Source organism: Polaribacter staleyi (assembly GCF_038024045.1).
GTDB lineage: Bacteria > Bacteroidota > Bacteroidia > Flavobacteriales > Flavobacteriaceae > Polaribacter > Polaribacter butkevichii.
Map to the genome: position 1 here is coordinate 1,898,869 of NZ_CP150665.1, position 21,322 is coordinate 1,920,190.

Below are 21,322 nucleotides of genomic sequence, written 5' to 3' on the forward strand. Positions count from 1 at the left end.
AAATGGTTTAAAATGACAAAATTATGTTTAATACTATGCGTTTTTTGAATTATCAATAATTTACACTCATAAAAAAACTTAATTCCATTATTTAAAATTTAAATAATTATTAATTTTATAATTCCTACATTTGAATATCTTCTGGATTAAAATGATAGTAAACTAAATAAATATTAAAATTTCTCATGAAATCTATAAAAGAAATAACGCCTATTAAACAAGATGATCCTTTTGTTATTTTAAAACATCAGAATGCGTTATTTGATTATCCGTTACATTTTCATAATGAATATGAGTTAAACTTAATTACTCATTTTAAAGGAAGTAGAACTGTTGGAGATTATGTTGAAAAATTTGAAGGAGACGATTTAACTTTATTAGGTCCAGATTTAAAACATGTATGGAAATCTGAAAAAGCAATAAGTAATGCAGGTGTTATAACTATTCAATTTCAAGAGCATTTTTTACACTCAAAAATAATGAGTTATAATGTTACTAAAGACATAAAAAAACTACTAGAACTTTCTAAGCGTGGCATTATGTTTTCTGGTGAAACAAAAATAAAAGTGACAGAAATGCTTTTAACAATTGAAGATAACAACAGTTTTAAATCTTTTTTAACTTTCTTAGAAATTTTACACATCTTATCTATCTCAAAAGATTTTAAGGTATTGAGTAGCCCTCCAAGTGCTAATTACAGTCAGAAAAGAGAAAGCAGAAGAATTTCATTAATACTAGATTACGTTAAAAATAATTATCAAAAAAACATTAAACTTTCTAAAATTGCGGGTTTGGTAAACATGTCGGATTCTGCATTTAGCCATTATTTTAAAAAAAGAACTGGAGAAAATTTTACTCGTTATTTACTAGACTACAGATTAGGTGTGGTTACAAAACATTTAACAGAAACTAATATGTCTATTAATGAAATCTCCTACTCAGCAGGTTTTAATTCGTTATCCAACTTTAATAGAGCTTTTAAGAAAAAACATAACATGTCTCCTAAAGAATTTAAATTGAATTACAATAAAGAAATTTCTGGCTAATTCTTTCACATGAAATTTAAAGATTACAGATTAAACGGAATTTATTTCATTTTAAAATTAAAATAAAAATTATTACTTTTAAATCGGCTTAATTTTACTTTAACAAAAGTCTCCGATATTTAACTTTACAAAACCAGAACTCACAACTGTCTTTTATTCTACCCCATTTTAAAAATAGTAGTGATTTTAATTTAAGAAAAGACTAATTCATTAACAAAACTTAAACAGTATATAAAAATTGCTATAGAGGTCAGTATTTAAATTCATATCTTAGAAGTCAATAAATATAGTAATTAAATGAATATTTTTAAGGGACAAAACCTTCTAGAGTTTGCTGACCGTTTTAAGACTGACCTAGATTGTAAGAAATATCTAGCAGATATTAAATGGAAAGATGGTTTTCAATGTGTAAAATGTAGCCATAAAAAAGCTCAGATAAGAAAAGATTTCTCACGTACTTGTAATATTTGTTCTCATCAAGAATCAGCAACATCAAACACACTTTTTCACAAAGTAAAATTTGGTATTAGAAAGGCATTTTTTATTGTTTTTGAAATGAGTACAAGCACTAAAAGTCTTTCAGCAAGCTATGTTTCAGTTCGTTTTAGTGTTACTGAAAAGACAGCTCGTTTATTTATGCTTAAAATTAGAGAAGCTATGGAAAGCAGTGGGAATAATCCCATGACAGGTACTGTTCATGTTGATGAATTTGTACTTGGCGGACGCGAAAAAGAGAAAGTTGGCAGAAGTTATAACGTAAAGAAAAAGAAGGCCATTACTGCTGTTGAGTTAACTGATGATGGAAAAGTAAAAAGAATGTATGCTATGAGAATCGAAGATTTTTCAGCAAGTTCGCTTCAATATATTTTTGTGAATCATATTAGCAGAGATGCTAAAGTGATAACCGATAAATGGAGAGGTTACAGACCAATTGCAAAAGTTTATGATATTACACAGATTGAAAGTAATAATGGTATGAATTTTAAAGCTCTTCACACTATGATTCATCAAGTAAAATCATGGATAAGAACAACGTATTCTTGGGTAAGTAATTCTAATATAAATAGATATTTTAATGAATTTTGTTTTAGAATTAACCGTTCACAAAGCAAAGCAACAATATTCAATAATCTTATAACTAAAATGGTCAAAAAAGAAAAAGTTAGCCACAAACAAATTATATGTAGCTAACTACTGACCTCTAAATTGCTATTCTATATACACAAAACCATTTAAAAAATTGAAAAAGTTACTATTTATTCTAACACTACTATTAGTTCCTATAACTTTAACAGCCCAAATTGACTCCATATATTCTAAACTAACTTTTGATGCAGATTTTCGTTTACGCGCAGAACAAGATTGGGATTCTAAAAAAACAGATGGTTCTTATAGAGAAGATAGAACCAGACTACGTTATAGATTTAGAGCAGGGGTAAAATATAATGATAAATGGTATGAAGTTGGTGTTAGATTAAGAACAGGAGCACCTAATAAACAACAAGACCCACAATTAACACTTGGAGATGGGTTTAAAGAATTTAATACTTTGCCTATTGGTTTAGAAAAAGCTTATTTTAAAGGAAAATGGAATACCTTTTCTTTTTGGATAGGTAAAAACACATTTCCTTTTGAAAAGAATAATGAATTATTTTGGAGTGACAATGTGTATCCCGAAGGAATTTCTCTTGGCAATAACTTTAATATTAACTCTGGTATTTTTGATTCATTTAACATAAAAGCAGGACATTATATTATTGCTACATCTAACAAATCTTTAGAAAAAGATTCTTATTTAGAAGGGTTTCAAATTTCATCTTCTTTCTTTAAAAACCGATTAACATTGTTTCCGTCTCTCTACATCTTCAAAAATATTCCTAATATTCCTGATGGAAATGATACTCAACTACTCGATTATTCTATAGCACAAATTGGTACAAGATTTAAAATATTAGAAAAGATTCCTTTTAATATAGAATTAGATTATTATAAGAATTTAAAAGATTACAACAATACACAATCAATACCAAAAAACTTTAAAAATCAAACACAAGGCCTTGTAGTTGGCTTAAAATATGGTAACTTAAAAGAAAAAGGAGATTGGTTATTTAGCACAAGTTATTCTAAAATGGAAAAATATTCGGCAGTAGATTTTCTTGCACAAAATGATTGGGCAAGATGGGATTATTCATCATTTGGCTCTCCAGATGGTAGACTAACTAACTTTAAAGGAGTAGAAGTGGTTGCTGGGTATAAAGTTGATAAGAAGATCAATTTAAAACTAAAGTATTATATTGTTAAGCAACTGATTCCTCTTGGCTTCGAAAAAGAAAATGGAAACAGGATTAGATTAGATTTAGATTTTAGATTTTAAAACACAACAAAGAACGCTCTTAAAACATTATTTTCTTTATTGATAATTAAAAAAAATATAACAAGGTACTTTAGTGTGAAATTAAATACTTACCAACTTACAAGGTACACAGAACTTAAAAGAAGCCTCTTGTTAATATAGAAGATGAAATCTAAAATAAAAACATACAATTCAGAAGATTTCCGAAAAGAATACTTTTACGATAGTCCAAAATTAAATAAACTTTTTAAAAAAAGTATTGAAGACTTTTTTTGTTTAAAAATAGAGGATTTGGCAGAAAAAGTACTCAAACCAATACATCCTTCAAGAGAAGAAAGTCATACACTTATTTTTGTAACCGAGGGATCTTACAATACTAAAATCGGATTTAAAAAATACACAATTACCCCCAACAATATTGTAGTACTCCAAGCAGGATGTGTATTCTCTACAGAAGAAGTAAAAAAAACAGTAAAAGGGTTTGCATGTCACTTTCATCCCAGTATACTTATTGGTAAATTTGGTAACAGTTCATTAATATCAGAATTTGATTTTTTAAATACAGGAAATCATCCTATTATAAATGTTTCAAATTCGTTTGCAAAAGCATCAATTGTAAATATTTTAGAAAGATTAGTGTTTGAATTTAAAAGAGATGCAATACCAGATATTAATATTATTCATTCCTATCTATACACGTTACTGACAGAGTTAAAAATATTGTTCGGTCAAAATAAATTTATCAATCAGAGTGCATCATATCAAATTACTTCCCAATTCCGAATCTTAGCACACAAAAAAGTAAAAGAAAACTTAAAAGTAGCAGACTTTGCCCAAATAATGAATATTAGCCCCAATCATTTAAACAAATCTGTTAAGTTCATTACTACTAAATCTGCTTCTAAACTTATTGATGACATAAAACTTATTGAAATAAAATACTTACTTTATCAATCAAATCTATCAATTAGCGAAATTTCTTATGAAATGGGATATCTAGATCCCTCGTATTTTACAAGATTCTTTAAAAAACGTGAAAAAATATCGCCTAGTAAATTTAGAAAATTGATTGAAAAATCCTAATTAAGGCATAAAATCTTCTATATCCTTTTTAAGAAAATATAAACCTTTGTTTTTCTTTATAAAATTAAAAGTTTATGTATTCAACCATTTTAATGTTACATTCCATTTGTAGGTGGCTTGTTCTTTTTTCTTTATCATATGCAATTTATCGAGCATATAAAGGCTATTCAACTAAATCTAATTTCTCATCTCTAGATAATAAAGCCAGACATTGGACAGCAACTATTGCGCATATACAACTCACATTAGGAATTCTTGTTTATGTAAAAAGCCCCATCATTAATTACTTTTATTCTGATTTTAAGAATTTAATATCTAATTGGGATTTGGTTTTTTATGCTCTCTATCATATCATCTTTATGATTAGTGCCATAATGGTAATTACAATAGGTTCTGCTAAATCAAAGAGAAAAGAAACAGATATTCAAAAGTATAAAACCATGCTTATTTACTTTTCTTTTGCTTTAATAATAATATTCATCGCAATTCCATGGCCATTTTCACCATTAGCAAACAGACCCTATTTTAGATAAAATGATACATTTATTAAAAACAAAAATCGGAAGATTAAGGATTATTGGCTTTCTTGAAGGTATTTCGTTATTAGTGCTAATTTTTATTGCAATACCTATGAAATACTACTTTGAGAATCCTAGTTTAAGCAAAACATTAGGTCCAATACATGGAGCTATATTTGTCCTTTTTATTTTCAATACATTAAGTGTTGGTATTGAGAAAAATTGGAAATTTAAAACCACAACATGGAAAGTTATTGTAGCTTGTTTTATTCCATTTGGAACGTTTTATATTGATCGTACAATTTTAAAAAAATTATAACATCTATAGCACAACTTTTACAAGCTATAATTCTGAAATTAATTCTAAGAATAATATTTAAAATACATAGAATAAGGATATAATAAACAAGACTTCAAAAAAAGACGAAAACTTTTTAGTTTTCGTCTTTAGGTTTGCTAAATTCTAATTGATATTTTTCTAAAAAATATTTCTGTCTCTCCAACATTTTTTCAGTTATTTTATCTATATCCATAAAATCCTTACCAAAATCACTTTCAAAAAAATCTTTATTAAAGTAATGTTTGCTAAAAAGTGAATCTTTAGAAAAGACATCCCTAAAACCTTTACTTTCAAAACCAGAAAAATTGGTAAAAAACCTTGATTTAAAGGATTGTAACAAACTATCCCTATCTGCATTAGAAAGATCGTTTAACTTACTATTAGAAGACCAAGAATAAATACTATCATATCTAATTAAATTTCCTTTATCATCATATTCTTTATCAACTTTCCAAGCATCTTTGGGTTCTTCTGCTATATTATTTTCTTTTGATTCTTTTTTTTGACCACTGCAACTAATACTTAACAAGCCAATCATAAATAATAAAATATATCTTTTCATCACTTTAAATTTTGAATTAAATTTAATTTAGGTGTTGTTAAAAACGATTTAAACAAACCACCAGTTTCTATTGTTTTAATTAACTTATTTTGATGATATACTTTTAATTTCCGTTCACCATTTTTATACCAAACACATTCTAAATAACTGTCACAATCGACCAAACCAAGAATTGAATCTTTTTTTTGAACATATTTGAGAACTTGCATTTTAGGGGGTGTTAAATTGCCTCTAACTCTAACCCAATCTCCTGACTTAAACTTTCTAGCCATAACATTAAATTTAAAAAAAAATTAAACGTTTATAATAATAATAATATAGAGGAGATCGATTGCTCAATCTCCTACTATTTACTTCATACTTCAACCAAAAAATTTAATGTATTAATTAAGTAATCTTAATGCTTCTGGCAGGCTTTTGTTTTGCCTCTTCTTTTTTAGGCAATAGAATACTTAAAATACCTTCTTTATAGCTCGCATTAATTTTTTCATCATTTACGCTTTCAGGTAACGTAAAAGTTCTTTTAAAAGAAGAGTAACCAAACTCTCTACGAGTATAATTTTCTTCTTTATGCTCATTTTCTTGCTTTGTCTCTGTAGATATTGACAATACTTGATTATCAATTTCAATATGGAAATCTGATTTTTTTAAACCAGGAACTGCTACTTCTACCGTAAAAGCATCTGCAGTTTCTTTGATATTTACTTTTGGTAAAGTAGTAATACCAGTGTTAAAATTTGATGTAAATACAGATGGTAGATCTCTATTAAAAATATCATCTAACCAATTTGACAAAGTTGGGAAGTTTTGATTTGAATTACTGTTCGCTAAACTTCCGTTTTTAGGAACACTTACTACATTGTTCATAATTACAAGATTTTAAATTAAACATTATTTCAAACTTGAAATCCTATTGGACTTCACACTCTTACAAACAAAAAAAATGCCAAAATAAATATACCTACTGCTAAAAAATTATTTTCAGAGTAAACTGATATTATTCTGTCAATTTTGCAGAACAATTAACTTTTTTTGAATAAAATAAATGCCGAATTGACATTTATAATTTGATGTAATTTCCTTCTTTAGGCAGTAAAGTATAAAAATGAACTTAGCAAAAAATTAAAACAGATTTACCCTAACTAACTTACCTATATCAACTAAAAAAAAAACTTGCTTTTACCATTCTATTTACTAAATTAGTTACCTAAAAAGTAGAACCATAGTAAAATCTCATTCCTATAAAAATGAATAGCATTTAACAAAATGGTAGATAACACAGAAAAATATAATAGTTATAGAATTGCCGTTCCTAAAGCCTTCGAAAATATTTTTTCGCATTTTTACTTTGCAGAAAATACAAATACAAAAATTATTACCAAAACATTCCTTCCGTCTTATCAAACCATCTTAATTTTCTCTTTCGGATCAAAAACAACTCTCCAATCCAAAGACAATACTGAGATTAAAATAGATAAATACCTTCTTTTAGGACCAATTAAACAAGCCTTTAATTATGATCTATTTCCAAATTCAAAAATATTAGTTGTAAACTTTAAAGCAGACACTTTTTACAGGTTCTTTGGAGATATATCACAAAATAAATACCAAGAATTAAATAGTGATGGATTATCAAATGAAAATTGCTTTATGACATTATGGAGCGAACTTTATAAAATAAAAAACACAAAACAAAGAATAGACCATATACTACATTTTTGTAGACCTTATTTACAAGAACAAAATAAAATTGCAGAAAAATTAATAAATATAAAGAGCAAATTTGTAGATCCAATTAAGCTAATTGCAGATCAAGAACAACAGACTGAAAGAAATGTACAACTTATTCATAAAAAACAGTTAGGTTACTCTGCCAAAGAAATTAACCGATACCAACGCTTTATAAAAGCTATTCAATTAATACAAAATAACACATCAAAATCAATAAAAGTCAATTGGTTAGATATAATCAACGAATGTGGATATTATGATCAAAGCCATCTCATTCTAGATTTTAAGAACTACTTAAACCTTACTCCCACAAACTATTTAAAATTTCAACAAAATATATGTATGGTCGATCCTGACTAATTCCGTTTTCGTTTTCATACAATTGTAGTATAAAAAGACACTGTACTTTTGTAATATCATAAAAAAAAGTACAATGAAACATTTAATTATTTACGCGCATCCAAACGAAAAAAGTTTAAATTCTTACTTTAAACAAATTGTTGAAGAAACACTAACAAATCAACATCAAGAGATAATTATCAGAGATTTAAATCTCCTCAATTTTAACCCAATTCTTACATTAAGTGATATAGAAGGCCAACGAATAGGTAAAGTAAAAAACGATGTAAAACAAGAACAAGACTTCATAAGTTGGTCCGACCATATTACATTAATTTATCCTATTTGGTGGACAGGAATGCCTGCAATACTAAAAGGATACATCGACCGTGTTTTTAGTTATGGTTTTGCCTATTGTTATGACCAAGGCGTCCAAAAAGGGTTGCTTACAAACAAGCAAATTACCATTATAAATACACAAGGTAAATCACAAACAGCATATAAGGAATCAGGAATGGATAAGGCTCTTTTACAAACTTCTGACGAAGGTATTTTCCGTTATTGCGGTCTAAAAATTAACCATCATTTCTTTTTTGATAAAGCAGACAGTCCCACCAAGGTAAATATTAACAACTGGATAAAGCAAATCAGATCAGTTTATAAATACTAAATTAATAAACCATAGCTCATAAAAAAAACCTCATATCGTAAGATATGAGGTTTAAAAATACAGACATTAACATAATGAATTAATTAATATCTAGGGCGTGCCCATTTTTTATTGAAGAATCATAATAGAAATAATAATTCGTAATAAAAATGGTCAGGCTATCCATTACAAGTCCTCGCTCGTACCTCACTGTGGGCTTTTCATTTCTATCCTTCACGCAAAAAAGTTAAGTAGAAAATCTCTAAGCACTAAAACATCCCATTTAATTCATTATATCCCTTAAAAAGTATCCTAAAATACATGTAAACACCGTGGTAAACTAAATAATAAAGCAAGAACCAAGTCTAAACTACAAAAACCTAAACCCAACACTCTTTAATTTCCAATAATTACAACAATGTCGTTAAATTTATCGCATAAAAAAACCTCATATCGTAAGATATGAGGTTTAATTTGTCTTGATTACTCAAGATTAAAGAAAGGCGGCGACCTACTCTCCCACATAAATGCAGTACCATCGGCGCTATTGGGCTTAACTTCTCTGTTCGAGATGGGAAGAGGTGAGCCCCAATGCTATAACCACCCTAAGATTTTAGTTCTAAGTTTAAAGTTCTAAGTTTTAAAGTTTTTCAACTCATAACTCAACACTTATAACTCATAACTCTTTAGCTATTGCTAAAGTATAAGTTAACATATGGTAAAATAATATCTAAATCGTCTTATAAATAAAGAGTCTGTGCTCCCGCCTTTCGGCGGGAAGCGTACATAAGTCTATGGGTTATTAGTATCACTTGGCTATGACATTACTGCCTTTACACCTATGACCTATCAACGTTGTAATCTCCAACGACCCTTTAAAGAAATCTCATCTTGTGGTGGGTTTCGCGCTTATATGCTTTCAGCGCTTATCCCTTCCCGACGTAGCTACCCTGCTATGCTTCTGGCGAAACAACAGGTACACTAGAGGTCAGTCCAACTCGGTCCTCTCGTACTAGAGTCAGATCCACGCAAATTTCTAACGCCCACAGCAGATAGAGACCGAACTGTCTCACGACGTTCTGAACCCAGCTCGCGTGCCACTTTAATGGGCGAACAGCCCAACCCTTGGGACCTTCTCCAGCCCCAGGATGTGACGAGCCGACATCGAGGTGCCAAACCCCCCCGTCGATATGAGCTCTTGGGGGAGATCAGCCTGTTATCCCCGGAGTACCTTTTATCCTTTGAGCGATGGCCCTTCCATGCGGAACCACCGGATCACTATGCTCTTGTTTCCAACCTGATCGACCTGTATGTCTCTCAGTCAAGCACCCTTATGCCATTGCACTCTACGTACGGTTACCAAGCGTACTGAGGGTACCTTTAGAAGCCTCCGTTACTCTTTTGGAGGCGACCACCCCAGTCAAACTACCCACCAAGCACTGTCCTCATCTCTGAGTTAGACTCTAGATAAGCAAAGGGTGGTATTTCAAGGACGACTCCACAACGCCTAGCGACGCCGCTTCAATGTCTCCCACCTATCCTACACATTACTTATCCAAAGCCAATACTAAGCTATAGTAAAGGTTCACGGGGTCTTTTCGTCCCGCTGCGGGTAATCGGCATCTTCACCGATACTACAATTTCACCGAGCTCATGGCTGAGACAGTGTCCAGATCGTTGCACCATTCGTGCAGGTCGGAACTTACCCGACAAGGAATTTCGCTACCTTAGGACCGTTATAGTTACGGCCGCCGTTTACTGGGGCTTCATTTCAGATCTTCGCCGAAGCTAAACCCTCCACTTAACCTTCCAGCACCGGGCAGGTGTCAGGCCTTATACATCATCTTTCAATTTAGCAAAGCCCTGTGTTTTTGATAAACAGTCGCCTGGACCTTTTCACTGCGGCCCTGTATTGCTACAGGGCGACCCTTCTCCCGAAGTTACGGGTCTATTTTGCCTAGTTCCTTAGCCATGAATCTCTCGAGCACCTTAGAATTCTCATCCCAACTACCTGTGTCGGTTTACGGTACGGGTTCTTATAATCTGAAGCTTAGAGGTTTTTCTTGGAAGCCCTTAGACACACTATCCAATTGTCCGAAGACGCTTGGTACTATCACACTTCACCTAATTCTGCGGATTTACCTACAAAACTAATAGCTACATGTTTCAACGAACTATTCCGTCAGTTCGCGGTGCTTTCATTACTCCGTCACCCCATCGCAATTATAAGAAGTACAGGAATATTAACCTGTTATCCATCGACTACTCCCTTCGGATTCGCCTTAGGACCCGACTAACCCTCAGCTGATTAGCATCGCTGAGGAAACCTTAGTCTTTCGGTGTGGGGGTTTCTCGCCCCCATTATCGTTACTTATGCCTACATTTTCTTTTGTAACCAGTCCAGCATACCTCACAGTACACCTTCTACCCAGGTTACAATGCTCCCCTACCACTAACGTGTCTTTCAACGTTAATCCATAGCTTCGGTAATATGTTTATGCCCGATTATTATCCATGCGAAATCGCTCGACTAGTGAGCTGTTACGCACTCTTTAAATGAATGGCTGCTTCCAAGCCAACATCCTAGCTGTCTAAGCAATTTCACCTCGTTTTTTCAACTTAACATATATTTGGGGACCTTAGCTGATGGTCTGGGTTCTTTCCCTCTCGGACATGGACCTTAGCACCCATGCCCTCACTGCTGAGAAACATTTTATAGCATTCGGAGTTTGTCAGGAATTGGTAGGCGGTGAAGCCCCCGCATCCAATCAGTAGCTCTACCTCTATAAAACTTTTACTCAACGCTGCACCTAAATGCATTTCGGGGAGTACGAGCTATTTCCGAGTTTGATTGGCCTTTCACCCCTACCCACAGGTCATCCAAAGACTTTTCAACGTCAACTGGTTCGGTCCTCCACTGTGTGTTACCACAGCTTCAACCTGCCCATGGGTAGATCACTCGGTTTCGCGTCTACTACTACTAACTAAAGCGCCCTATTCAGACTCGCTTTCGCTACGGCTCCTTGACTTAATCAATTAACCTTGCTAGAAACAGTAACTCGTAGGCTCATTATGCAAAAGGCACGCCGTCACAACTCGAAGTTGCTCCGACCGCTTGTAGGCGTACGGTTTCAGGTTCTATTTCACTCCCTTACTTAGGGTTCTTTTCACCTTTCCCTCACGGTACTAGTTCACTATCGGTCTCTCAGGAGTATTTAGCCTTACCGGATGGTCCCGGTGGATTCATACAGGATTACTCGTGTCCCGCACTACTCAGGGTACCACTATCTTAAATTCGCTTACTTTTACGGGACTATCACCCTCTATGGTCTGTCTTTCCAAACAGTTCTAATTCACTTATCTTCGAATATCGTGGCCCTACAACCCCAAAATTGCCGTAACAACTTTGGTTTGGGCTAATCCGCGTTCGCTCGCCACTACTAACGGAATCACTATTGTTTTCTCTTCCTCCGGTTACTTAGATGTTTCAGTTCACCGGGTTTACCCCACTTACGTGGTGACATGTCTTCAACATGACGGGTTGCCCCATTCGGATATCTACGGATCAAAAGGTATGTGCCCCTCCCCGTAGCTTTTCGCAGCTTATCACGTCCTTCGTCGTCTCTGAGAGCCTAGGCATCCGCCATACGCCCTTACTTAACTTATTGTACTTTTTGCTGTAGAATTGCTTCTACAATGAACTCTTTTATATTTTTATAAAAAAATTTTTGATTAGATAAATCTAATCGTTCTCTATCTATTTGATTCTTACGATATCATTTTACCAATATGTCAATGAACTTGTGGCGAATCGCCACTGATAATTAAATCAGCAACAACTATAAGCCGTTGTGGAGAATATCGGAGTCGAACCGATGACCTCTTGCGTGCAAGGCAAGCGCTCTAGCCAGCTGAGCTAATCCCCCATTATGAAATTCAGAATAAATCCTAAATTATGAATGTAGAATCCCCTTACTTCCAGAATTTCCTTAAGTATCTTGCTTATTTGTAGTCCCGGGCAGACTCGAACTGCCGACCTCTACATTATCAGTGTAGCGCTCTAACCAGCTGAGCTACGAGACTAGAATAGCTTAAATACTTTTTTATTTTAAAATTAACAGCAAAGAGTAAAAAAAACCTTTTTTTGTAACTCACCATCTTTCTCTAGAAAGGAGGTGTTCCAGCCGCACCTTCCGGTACGGCTACCTTGTTACGACTTAGCCCTAGTTACCAGTTTTACCCTAGGCGGCTCCTCACGGTGACCGACTTCAGGCACTCCCAGCTTCCATGGCTTGACGGGCGGTGTGTACAAGGCCCGGGAACGTATTCACCGGATCATGGCTGATATCCGATTACTAGCGATTCCAGCTTCACGGAGTCGAGTTGCAGACTCCGATCCGAACTGTGATATGGTTTATAGATTCGCTCTCTGTTGCCAGATGGCTGCTCATTGTCCATACCATTGTAGCACGTGTGTGGCCCAGGACGTAAGGGCCGTGATGATTTGACGTCATCCCCACCTTCCTCACTACTTGCGTAGGCAGTCTCGTTAGAGTCCCCATCATAACATGCTGGCAACTAACGACAGGGGTTGCGCTCGTTATAGGACTTAACCTGACACCTCACGGCACGAGCTGACGACAACCATGCAGCACCTTGTAATATGTCCGAAGAAAAAACTATCTCTAGTCCTGTCATACTACATTTAAGCCCTGGTAAGGTTCCTCGCGTATCATCGAATTAAACCACATGCTCCACCGCTTGTGCGGGCCCCCGTCAATTCCTTTGAGTTTCAGTCTTGCGACCGTACTCCCCAGGTGGGATACTTATCACTTTCGCTTAGTCACTGAGCTAATGCCCAACAACTAGTATCCATCGTTTACGGCGTGGACTACCAGGGTATCTAATCCTGTTCGCTCCCCACGCTTTCGTCCCTCAGCGTCAGTACATACGTAGTAGACTGCCTTCGCAATCGGTATTCTGTGTAATATCTATGCATTTCACCGCTACACTACACATTCTATCTACTTCCATATGACTCAAGTCAACCAGTATCAAAGGCAGTTCCATAGTTGAGCTATGGGATTTCACCTCTGACTTAATCGACCGCCTGCGGACCCTTTAAACCCAATGATTCCGGATAACGCTCGGACCCTCCGTATTACCGCGGCTGCTGGCACGGAGTTAGCCGGTCCTTATTCTTACAGTACCGTCAAGCTGGTATACATACCAGTGTTTCTTCCTGTATAAAAGCAGTTTACAACCCATAGGGCAGTCTTCCTGCACGCGGCATGGCTGGGTCAGAGTTGCCTCCATTGCCCAATATTCCTCACTGCTGCCTCCCGTAGGAGTCTGGTCCGTGTCTCAGTACCAGTGTGGGGGATCTCCCTCTCAGGACCCCTACCTATCACAGTCATGGTAAGCCGTTACCTTACCATCTAACTAATAGGACGCATAGCCATCTTTTACCAATAAATCTTTAATTAATTAATCATGCGATTAATCAATACTATGGAGCATTAATCTTCATTTCTAAAGGCTATTCTCCAGTAAAAGGTAGGTTCTATACGCGTTACGCACCCGTGCGCCGGTCGTCATCTGTGCAAGCACAATGTTACCCCTCGACTTGCATGTGTTAAGCCTGCCGCTAGCGTTCATCCTGAGCCAGGATCAAACTCTTCATTGTATATTTTAAATATTTTAATGAATAAGTTTCAAAAGAATTTTACATTAATCTAATAATGTGGTTATTCTACTCTTTAATTACGCTGTCAATTTCAATATTTTCAATGAACTTTACCGAGTCGGAAATGACAAGCTTTAACACCCTATCAATCCCCTTTTAATCTCGAACTTTGTAGAAACGTTAGAATCGAACTAACTGATTTTTTTTTAAATCATTCCAAATTTTCTCTGATCGTTTTTGCTGTATTTCTTAGCGGCTGCAAACATACAAACTATTTCTAATCTGACAATAAAAAAAATAAAGTTTTTTTTATTTTATTTTGCTTGTGAAAAATGCTGAACTTTTTGCCGAAAATTTCGGACTGCAAATATACAACGTTTTTTACAAAGAAACCTCATAAAAATCAAAGTTTTTTTGATAAAATTTTCATAACTTTATCAGCTTAACTCCTTAATTTTTAACCCCTTTACAACTCCTCAATGAACGAAACTAACGAAGCAATATTGCTGTTAGCGGGTGCAAACTTACAACTCATTTTTAATCTAACAACTATTTTTTAACCCTTTTTTTTTGTTTATTTTACATACTTATCCTAATTATTTTGTTTCTAGTAAGTTACATGAAATGTTTTTTTGGTTATTTTTTTAAGGATCTTTGGTTTTAGCTGGGTTTTGGGGATAATTGCTGCTTTTTACAACATACTAGTATTAAAAACGGGAAAGAGTGTGCGCTGATTTTTTGTCTTAATAGGTTTGAAATAACTTTACTTGGTTACTTGGACAAGCATAGAAAGCTTCGATTTACTCAGAACCTGAATTTATTGAAATAAGGGGATTGCTTCGTGCCTCGCAATGACAGTTTTTTTTTTACATGAAGAACAAATGGGTGTCTATTCGTTAAAATTGCTCTTTGTAAGCTTGTTTTCTTCTTGCTGATTACAATTACAGGCTTTGTGTTAGGGATTGAAACGGCATCCTTTTTGCTTTTCGCAAAAAGATATAGTGGAAAGCCCGACCTTTTTTATTCTATAAGTTTATTTGAATTGCAAAAGTGTACCTATATATAAACCCTACTCTTTTTTATATCTCAACAAAAAAAAGGGAACACCCAAATGGAAAGCTCCCTTTTTTAAAGTAGAATATTACAACTATTTAGTTTGCAAATTAATTTTATTAGTAGTTAATCCTTTTGATATTGCTATTACCTTTATTGTTCCTTTCTTTTTAGTGGATTTTATAATTAACATACATAAACCATTGAATGCATTTCTTTCATTAATTTGAAATGATTTTAATGAAGTTTGATCTCCATTGCCAACCGCTGCTAAAACACCTTCTCCTTCTATATTAAATTTGACTAAATTAGTTGCCATTGGACAAATATTTCCGAATGCATCTTCTACCCTAACTGTAATAAATGATAAATCATTTCCATCGGCATCAATTTCTGATCTATCAGCTATTAACTTTAATTGAGCTGGTTTTCCTGCTGTTTTAATTTCTTTTTCTGCTACTTCTTTTCCATCACGATAACCTATTACCTTTATACTTCCGGGTTGATAGGGTACATTCCAGGATAAACGATATTTAGATTTATACATCCCTTTTTTAAATCCGTGATATTCTGAAGGAATTTCTGTGAAATCGACTCCTTTTTTTCTTTTTCCAAATGATTTTCCGTTAACAAATAGTTCTACCTCATCACAATTTGTGTAAGAATATACAGGAATAATATCTCCTTCTTTACCTTGCCAGTTCCAATGAGGCAATACGTGAACCATGGGCTCTGTAGTCCACTGACTTTGATATAAATAAAACCGATCTTTTGGAAAACCACATAAATCGACTGGTGCAAAATAAGATGATCGAGAAGGCCAATCTCCATTCCAATATCCATTCGTTGAATTATCTCTACCTCCATAAGGTGTTGGTTCTCCTAAATAATCGAAACCTGTCCAAATAAACTCACCTAAAGAGTATGGGTTTTGCTCCTGTGCATCAAATTCAACATCGGGCGCATAAGCCCAAGGTGGACCTACAATAGCATCATAACTAGACACATGATTTGTTTCGTGTTTTTCGTTAAATTCTATTGGCAGATGGTATACTCCCCTACTACTTGTTTGAGAAGAAGTTTCAGATCCGTATAAAATAATGTTGGGATTTTGTTCTTTAATTTCTTTGTAATGTGCAGGCCAATAATTCATACCAACAACATCTATTTGATCTGCTAATTTATTAGTAAAAGGAGCAGGATAATAATTAAAACCAGCAGTAGTAGGTCGTGTATCATCTTCACTATGGCAAATATCATTTAAGTGTTTGGTTAATTTCCATCCATCTTTTTTACTTTGTTCTAAAATTTCGTTTCCGATACTCCACATAATTACAGATGGATGATTACGATCACGTTTTATCATATCTCTTAAATCTTTTTCGTGCCACTTATCAAAGTGCTTGTGATAACCATTTGGCACTTTTGCTAATTGCCATTCATCAAAAGCTTCAACAATAACGACAATTCCTAATTTATCACATACTTCTAACATTTCTGGTGAAGGTGGGTTATGACTGGTACGCAAAGCATTTACCCCCATACTTTTCATGATTTGCATTTGACGTTCAGTAGCTCTGTAATTAACGCTTGCTCCTAAAGGACCTAAATCATGATGCATACAGACACCATTTAACTGTACTTGTTTGCCATTCAATAAAAAACCTTTGTCTTTATTAAACTCAATATTTCGAATTCCAAAATCGGTTGAATATTCATCATTCACAACTCCATCAATTATAACTTTTGAAATTGCTGTATATAAGTTTGGGTCATTTAAATTCCATTTAATTGGATTTAAAATTTCTATTTCTTGATTTTGTTTTTCTTCTGAATTATTTGCAATACTAAAATCATTAGAAACAACAACTATTTGTTTTCCATTTTTATCAATAATACTTGTTTCTAATATTCCCTTTGTTTTAATATTAGACGCATTTTTTACCGTAGTTTCTATTTTTACAATTGCTTTTTTATTAGTTACTGTTGGTGTAGTTATAAATGTTCCCCATTGTGGTATATGTACTAATTCATTTATTTTTAGTCGAACATTTCTATACAGTCCTGCTCCAGGATACCAACGCATTGATAAATCTTCTGGAGCTAGTTTAACTGCAATTAAATTTTCTTCTCCGAATTTAATAAACGGCGTTAAATCTAGCTCAAAACCAATATACCCATAAGGTCTTTCACCAACATATTCTCCATTTAAATACACTTTAGCATTACTCATTGCACCATCAAACTCTATAGCTATTTGTTTTGTATTATATGCTTTTTTAACTGTAAAATGTTTGCGATACCAGGCCTCTCCATGAACTGGTAACCCACCGGTTCTTGCATTGTTTTTTTTGCTAAACGGACCTTCAATAGCCCAATCATGTGGTAGGTTAACTTTTCTCCAATTTGAATCGTTAAAAGTTATATTTGCAGCACTTAGTAAAGTATCTTTTTGAAACAACCATCCCTCGTTAAAATTTTGATCTGAAATGCTACTTATTTCTCCTTTTTTAGCACAGGAAACTATTAAAAAAATAGCCAATAAGACTCCTAAACTGTTTACTTTTAAAAAATTCATTTTAATTAATTTAAATACATTGATTCATAAAACTACCAAAGGATAAAAATATTAGAACATTCTTAATAAGATTATGAAATATAATTTTAAAACTACCACATATGATTAAACCACACAGCAACCAAAAACAATATTTACACGTAACATAATATGTTTTAATGACTAAACGTCCTTCTTCCTATAAATCGAAACTATAAAAAACATCAAAAAATAATTTTATCGTATCCTTTCTATACATAATATAAAATCCCTTAAGTTTATTTTTGAGAGTTTTAAATATTTTGATCCATCCATTTTTTACATCCTTGCTAATATAAAAATTCGGCTACAAAAATCATTCCTTTTTCCCTTCAAATGATCTATTAGAGATAGGTAATATTACAACAACTATATCCCCCAATTATCTCCTATTTTTTTTATGTAATCTTCTTTCTTTTAAAATTAAAAGCAAGAAAAATCGACAAATTATCTATGATAGAATCAATAAAAGTTTTTACATTTTTTAACTCTTGTTTCCAAAATTTATAGGTCTCAATAATTTAATTTCTTAGACACCTCTTTTGTAATACTCTTTTTTATAGTTCGATATTAGTGAATTAGCCTTATGAAAAACTGAAAAAAATAATAAAAGTTTCATCGCCTGATTTAGAATCTGCACTACAAGGACAGATTTCTGGAGTGAATGTTCAAATGAGTTCTGCAGAACCAGGAGCTTCTTCTAATATTCAAATTAGAGGTATTACTTCAATCACCGGAAGCAATTCTCCTCTGTTTGTAGTAGACGGTATTCCACAAGAAGGAAATCCTGAATTGAGTAATAATGAGATTGAATCTATAGATGTCTTAAAAGATGCAGCATCTACGGCTATCTACGGTACACGTGGTGCTGCTGGAGTTATACTTATTACTACAAAACAAGGACAAGAAGGTAAGTTAAAAGTTACTTTTGACGGTTATTCTAGTATACAGACAATAACCTCTGGTATGCCTCTACTAACTACAGAAGAGTGGGCATATGCTTATTTTAATACAGCGGAAGGTTTTGGTAGATTAACTCCAGAACAAGGAACAAATACTTACACTCCTTTACAACCAAACCAACGTTATTTAAGTAATAATACTAATGTAGTAGATCAGTTACAAGCCAATAATGCACAAATTCAAAATTATAGTATAAGACTATCGGGAGGACAAAAGAGCTTGACGAATAGTGTGGTACTTAACTTTTTTAAACAAGATGGTATTATTGTAAATTCTGGATATACTCGTTTTAACTTAAGATCAAATTCTATTTATAAAACAGATAAATTAAAACTAAGATTAAATTTAGCTGCAAATATTGATGATAGAGACAGAACAACATCACTTTATTCTGCTTTTCAATACAAACCTTATCAAAATCCGTTTGATTTATCAGAAACATCTATTATAGATAGTGGTAATGACGCAGAGATTCAGATATCTAGAGGTCTTATACAACAGGTTCAAACAATAAACAACACCAAAGGTTCTGTTTTTTCTGGGAATATGCAGTTAGACTATACTTTAGCAAAAGGTTTGGGACTTTTTGCTAGAGCTGGAGGAAGAATATCAAATTCACTAAACAAATATTTTAAACCTAAACTCTTTGTATTTAATGATGATGGTGAATTACAACCTGAAGCCCCATTTCAAAGATCAAGGGTTAGAAATATTGATGCCGTCTCTAAAAGCCTAATTATGGAAGGAGGTTTAAATTACGAACTAAACCTTGATGGTGGTCATAATTTAAAATTAATAGGGATTGTTACCTCAGAAAGATACGCATATAACACTTTTGTTGCTGAGCGTTTAAATGTTGTAAATAACGATATACAAGTTTTAGATGGAGGATCTGTTGAATTTGCTACAAATGGTTCAGGTAATTTCGATAGAGTAAACACCCTTGTAGGAATGGTGGCACGTGCTCAATACGATTATAAATCTAAATATCTATTTGGGGCTAGTATTCGTAGAGATGGTTCTTCTCGTTTTTCTAAAGAAAATCGTTGGGGAGTGTTTCCATCTATATCTGCAGGATGGAACATTTCAAGCGAACCTTTTTGGGAACCTTTAAAAGATGTTGCAAATTCACTTAAGCTAAGATTAACTTACGGTACTGTTGGTAATCAAAATTTCTCTGATTATAGCTATAGCCCTACCATTGCTTTAGAAAATGACTATGTTTTTGGTACGGAAGGAAATGGTATTCTTCAGTCAGGAGCTACACAAGTAGAGTATTACAACCCTAATGTTAAATGGGAAACATCTTCTCAATTTAACCTAGGTATAGATTTAGCAATGTTTAAAAACAAATTGACTTTTTCTGCAGACTTTTATAATACCCAAAAAACAGATATGCTGTTTCCTTTATTATTACCTGCTTCCACAGGAGCTGAAAATGGAGGTACAGTAGTTTTAAATGTAGGTGACATGCAAAATAAAGGTATGGAGTATGCCATTGGGTATAGATCTGGAAAAGCATTTAAATGGAATGTGAATTATACTTTTACTATGAATGAGAATGAAGTTACCAAAATGAGTGGTGACTCTAAATTATATCCGTTTGCAGACTCTAAAGGTATTAGTGGTGTACAAGGAAATGAAGACAAGGTAACTTATCTTAGTAAAGGGTATGAAGCAGGTGCCTTTTTTTTAATGGAAACCGATGGGGTTGTTAATACTCCAGAAAGGTTAGCCCTCATGCAACAGTATGTTCCAGATACAAGAATGGGAAATCTTTTTTATAGAAGTGAGAAAATTTTCATGATCATTCTATTGTAAATTAAAAAAGTTCTTACTCTGAAGGGGTTGTTATAATCTTGACAAATACTTGACATTAAATTATAAAACATATAAAACTTGATTAAAAGTATAAAAACGTAGGCCTAAATGGTAAAATTTACACGTTTTTTAAGCTTAAGATCCTTTAAAAACTAGCTCTATTTAAATAATACAAAGCAACAATCATTATTAACCCAAAACCTATTAAGCCCAACAAAATCAACTATTTCACATCTAAAAACACTAAAAAAACAAGTCTTGTCAAGTTTATATCAAGTTCATAATTTAAACAAATGTGACATAAAAAACGATATTTGATTCTTAACAGGTTTCTTTTTTAATATAGCCTTAAAAACTTTTCTAGTTTTAATTAATCAAAAGGTAATTATAAACACAAATTCCTAAAAAAATTATTTATCAATCAAAAAACTAATTTAATTATGAAACTACCAATTACATTTATTTCAAGCACAATAAATTTTAACTATAAATTTATCGTTATCGACTATTAAATACAAGTGGTTAGGTATTAAAAAAAGATATTATTATTCTGAAACCTTTTATCCCTCATTAAAATATGGT

General features: G+C 33.1%; 13 protein-coding genes, 2 tRNA genes and 3 rRNA genes. 9 read left to right on the forward strand and 9 right to left on the reverse strand.

Annotated elements, in window-relative coordinates; translation table 11 throughout:
* Positions 1-185: 185 nt before the first annotated feature.
* The 6 genes from WHD07_RS08155 (at position 186) to WHD07_RS08180 (ending at position 5,319) form a co-directional block, all read left to right on the forward strand.
* On the forward strand, positions 186-1,046 hold the full coding sequence (locus WHD07_RS08155; protein ID WP_343330780.1) for an AraC family transcriptional regulator: 861 nt from the start codon (positions 186-188) through the stop codon (positions 1,044-1,046).
* 297 nt (positions 1,047-1,343) lie between these two features.
* Entirely contained in the window at positions 1,344-2,237 is an 894-nt protein-coding gene (locus WHD07_RS08160; protein ID WP_343328482.1) for an IS1595 family transposase, read from the forward strand.
* A 49-nt stretch (positions 2,238-2,286) separates the two neighbouring features.
* Positions 2,287-3,420: a putative porin gene (locus WHD07_RS08165; RefSeq protein ID WP_343330781.1), complete on the forward strand. Its 1,134-nt coding sequence runs from the start codon at positions 2,287-2,289 to the stop codon at positions 3,418-3,420.
* Positions 3,421-3,564: 144 nt separating this feature from the next.
* On the forward strand, positions 3,565-4,482 hold the full coding sequence (locus WHD07_RS08170) for an AraC family transcriptional regulator (protein WP_343330782.1): 918 nt from the start codon (positions 3,565-3,567) through the stop codon (positions 4,480-4,482).
* Positions 4,483-4,556: 74 nt separating this feature from the next.
* Positions 4,557-5,015 carry a hypothetical protein gene (locus tag WHD07_RS08175; protein WP_343330783.1) on the forward strand — a complete coding sequence of 153 codons (459 nt, stop codon included), beginning with the start codon at positions 4,557-4,559 and terminating at the stop codon, positions 5,013-5,015.
* Between the two features lies 1 nt (position 5,016).
* Positions 5,017-5,319 carry a DUF3817 domain-containing protein gene (locus WHD07_RS08180; RefSeq protein ID WP_343330784.1) on the forward strand — a complete coding sequence of 101 codons (303 nt, stop codon included), beginning with the start codon at positions 5,017-5,019 and terminating at the stop codon, positions 5,317-5,319.
* Positions 5,320-5,434: 115 nt separating this feature from the next.
* Here WHD07_RS08180 and WHD07_RS08185 read toward each other — a convergent pair whose 3' ends face one another.
* The 3 genes from WHD07_RS08185 to WHD07_RS08195 all read right to left on the reverse strand — a co-directional run bounded on the left by WHD07_RS08185 (position 5,435) and on the right by WHD07_RS08195 (position 6,769).
* The gene (locus tag WHD07_RS08185; protein WP_343330785.1) at positions 5,435-5,902 is read right to left on the reverse strand and encodes a hypothetical protein; all 468 of its coding nucleotides are present in this window, start codon (positions 5,900-5,902) and stop codon (positions 5,435-5,437) included.
* A complete protein-coding gene (locus WHD07_RS08190) occupies positions 5,902-6,111 on the reverse strand; it encodes a hypothetical protein (RefSeq protein ID WP_343330786.1) in 210 nt (69 codons plus the stop codon). The genes WHD07_RS08185 and WHD07_RS08190 overlap by 1 nt, the downstream gene beginning before the upstream one ends.
* 178 nt (positions 6,112-6,289) lie before the next feature.
* Entirely contained in the window at positions 6,290-6,769 is a 480-nt protein-coding gene (locus WHD07_RS08195) for an Hsp20/alpha crystallin family protein (RefSeq protein ID WP_343330787.1), read from the reverse strand.
* Between the two features lie 399 nt (positions 6,770-7,168).
* Between WHD07_RS08195 and WHD07_RS08200 the strand changes: the two genes are divergently transcribed.
* Positions 7,169-7,993, forward strand: coding sequence for a helix-turn-helix domain-containing protein (locus WHD07_RS08200; RefSeq protein ID WP_343330788.1), 825 nt, complete (start codon positions 7,169-7,171; stop codon positions 7,991-7,993).
* Positions 7,994-8,066: 73 nt separating this feature from the next.
* On the forward strand, positions 8,067-8,642 hold the full coding sequence (locus tag WHD07_RS08205) for an NAD(P)H-dependent oxidoreductase (RefSeq protein WP_343330789.1): 576 nt from the start codon (positions 8,067-8,069) through the stop codon (positions 8,640-8,642).
* Between the two features lie 477 nt (positions 8,643-9,119).
* Here WHD07_RS08205 and rrf read toward each other — a convergent pair.
* From rrf to galB, 6 genes are all read right to left on the reverse strand, one after another.
* A 5S ribosomal RNA gene (gene rrf, locus WHD07_RS08210) occupies positions 9,120-9,229 on the reverse strand.
* Between the two features lie 174 nt (positions 9,230-9,403).
* Positions 9,404-12,289, reverse strand: a 23S ribosomal RNA gene (locus WHD07_RS08215).
* A gap of 184 nt (positions 12,290-12,473) precedes the next feature.
* Positions 12,474-12,547, reverse strand: a tRNA-Ala gene (locus WHD07_RS08220).
* Positions 12,548-12,630: 83 nt separating this feature from the next.
* Positions 12,631-12,704: transfer RNA gene (locus WHD07_RS08225), tRNA-Ile, on the reverse strand.
* A gap of 85 nt (positions 12,705-12,789) precedes the next feature.
* Positions 12,790-14,307, reverse strand: a 16S ribosomal RNA gene (locus tag WHD07_RS08230).
* The 16S, 23S and 5S rRNA genes sit together here with 2 tRNA genes alongside, the layout of an rRNA operon.
* Positions 14,308-15,454: 1,147 nt before the next feature.
* Positions 15,455-17,938 carry a beta-galactosidase GalB gene (gene galB / locus WHD07_RS08235; RefSeq protein WP_343330790.1) on the reverse strand — a complete coding sequence of 828 codons (2,484 nt, stop codon included), beginning with the start codon at positions 17,936-17,938 and terminating at the stop codon, positions 15,455-15,457.
* A 669-nt stretch (positions 17,939-18,607) separates the two neighbouring features.
* On the opposite strand from galB, the gene WHD07_RS08240 reads away from it, so the two are divergent.
* Positions 18,608-20,740: a SusC/RagA family TonB-linked outer membrane protein gene (locus WHD07_RS08240; RefSeq protein ID WP_422897659.1), complete on the forward strand. Its 2,133-nt coding sequence runs from the start codon at positions 18,608-18,610 to the stop codon at positions 20,738-20,740.
* Positions 20,741-21,322: the final 582 nt, after the last annotated feature.

What these genes read in the sequence shown, in the direction of transcription:
- WHD07_RS08155 (WP_343330780.1), top strand. Translation starts at nt 186, where the DNA reads ATGAAATCTATAAAAGAAATAACGCCTATTAAACAAGATGATCCTTTT.
- WHD07_RS08160 (WP_343328482.1), top strand. Translation starts at nt 1,344, where the DNA reads ATGAATATTTTTAAGGGACAAAACCTTCTAGAGTTTGCTGACCGTTTT.
- WHD07_RS08170 (WP_343330782.1), top strand. Translation starts at nt 3,565, where the DNA reads ATGAAATCTAAAATAAAAACATACAATTCAGAAGATTTCCGAAAAGAA.
- WHD07_RS08175 (WP_343330783.1), top strand. Translation starts at nt 4,557, where the DNA reads ATGTATTCAACCATTTTAATGTTACATTCCATTTGTAGGTGGCTTGTT.
- WHD07_RS08180 (WP_343330784.1), top strand. Translation starts at nt 5,017, where the DNA reads ATGATACATTTATTAAAAACAAAAATCGGAAGATTAAGGATTATTGGC.
- WHD07_RS08185 (WP_343330785.1), bottom strand. Translation starts at nt 5,902, where the DNA reads ATGAAAAGATATATTTTATTATTTATGATTGGCTTGTTAAGTATTAGT.
- WHD07_RS08190 (WP_343330786.1), bottom strand. Translation starts at nt 6,111, where the DNA reads ATGCAAGTTCTCAAATATGTTCAAAAAAAAGATTCAATTCTTGGTTTG.
- WHD07_RS08195 (WP_343330787.1), bottom strand. Translation starts at nt 6,769, where the DNA reads ATGAACAATGTAGTAAGTGTTCCTAAAAACGGAAGTTTAGCGAACAGT.
- WHD07_RS08200 (WP_343330788.1), top strand. Translation starts at nt 7,169, where the DNA reads ATGGTAGATAACACAGAAAAATATAATAGTTATAGAATTGCCGTTCCT.
- WHD07_RS08205 (WP_343330789.1), top strand. Translation starts at nt 8,067, where the DNA reads ATGAAACATTTAATTATTTACGCGCATCCAAACGAAAAAAGTTTAAAT.
- galB (WP_343330790.1), bottom strand. Translation starts at nt 17,938, where the DNA reads ATGAATTTTTTAAAAGTAAACAGTTTAGGAGTCTTATTGGCTATTTTT.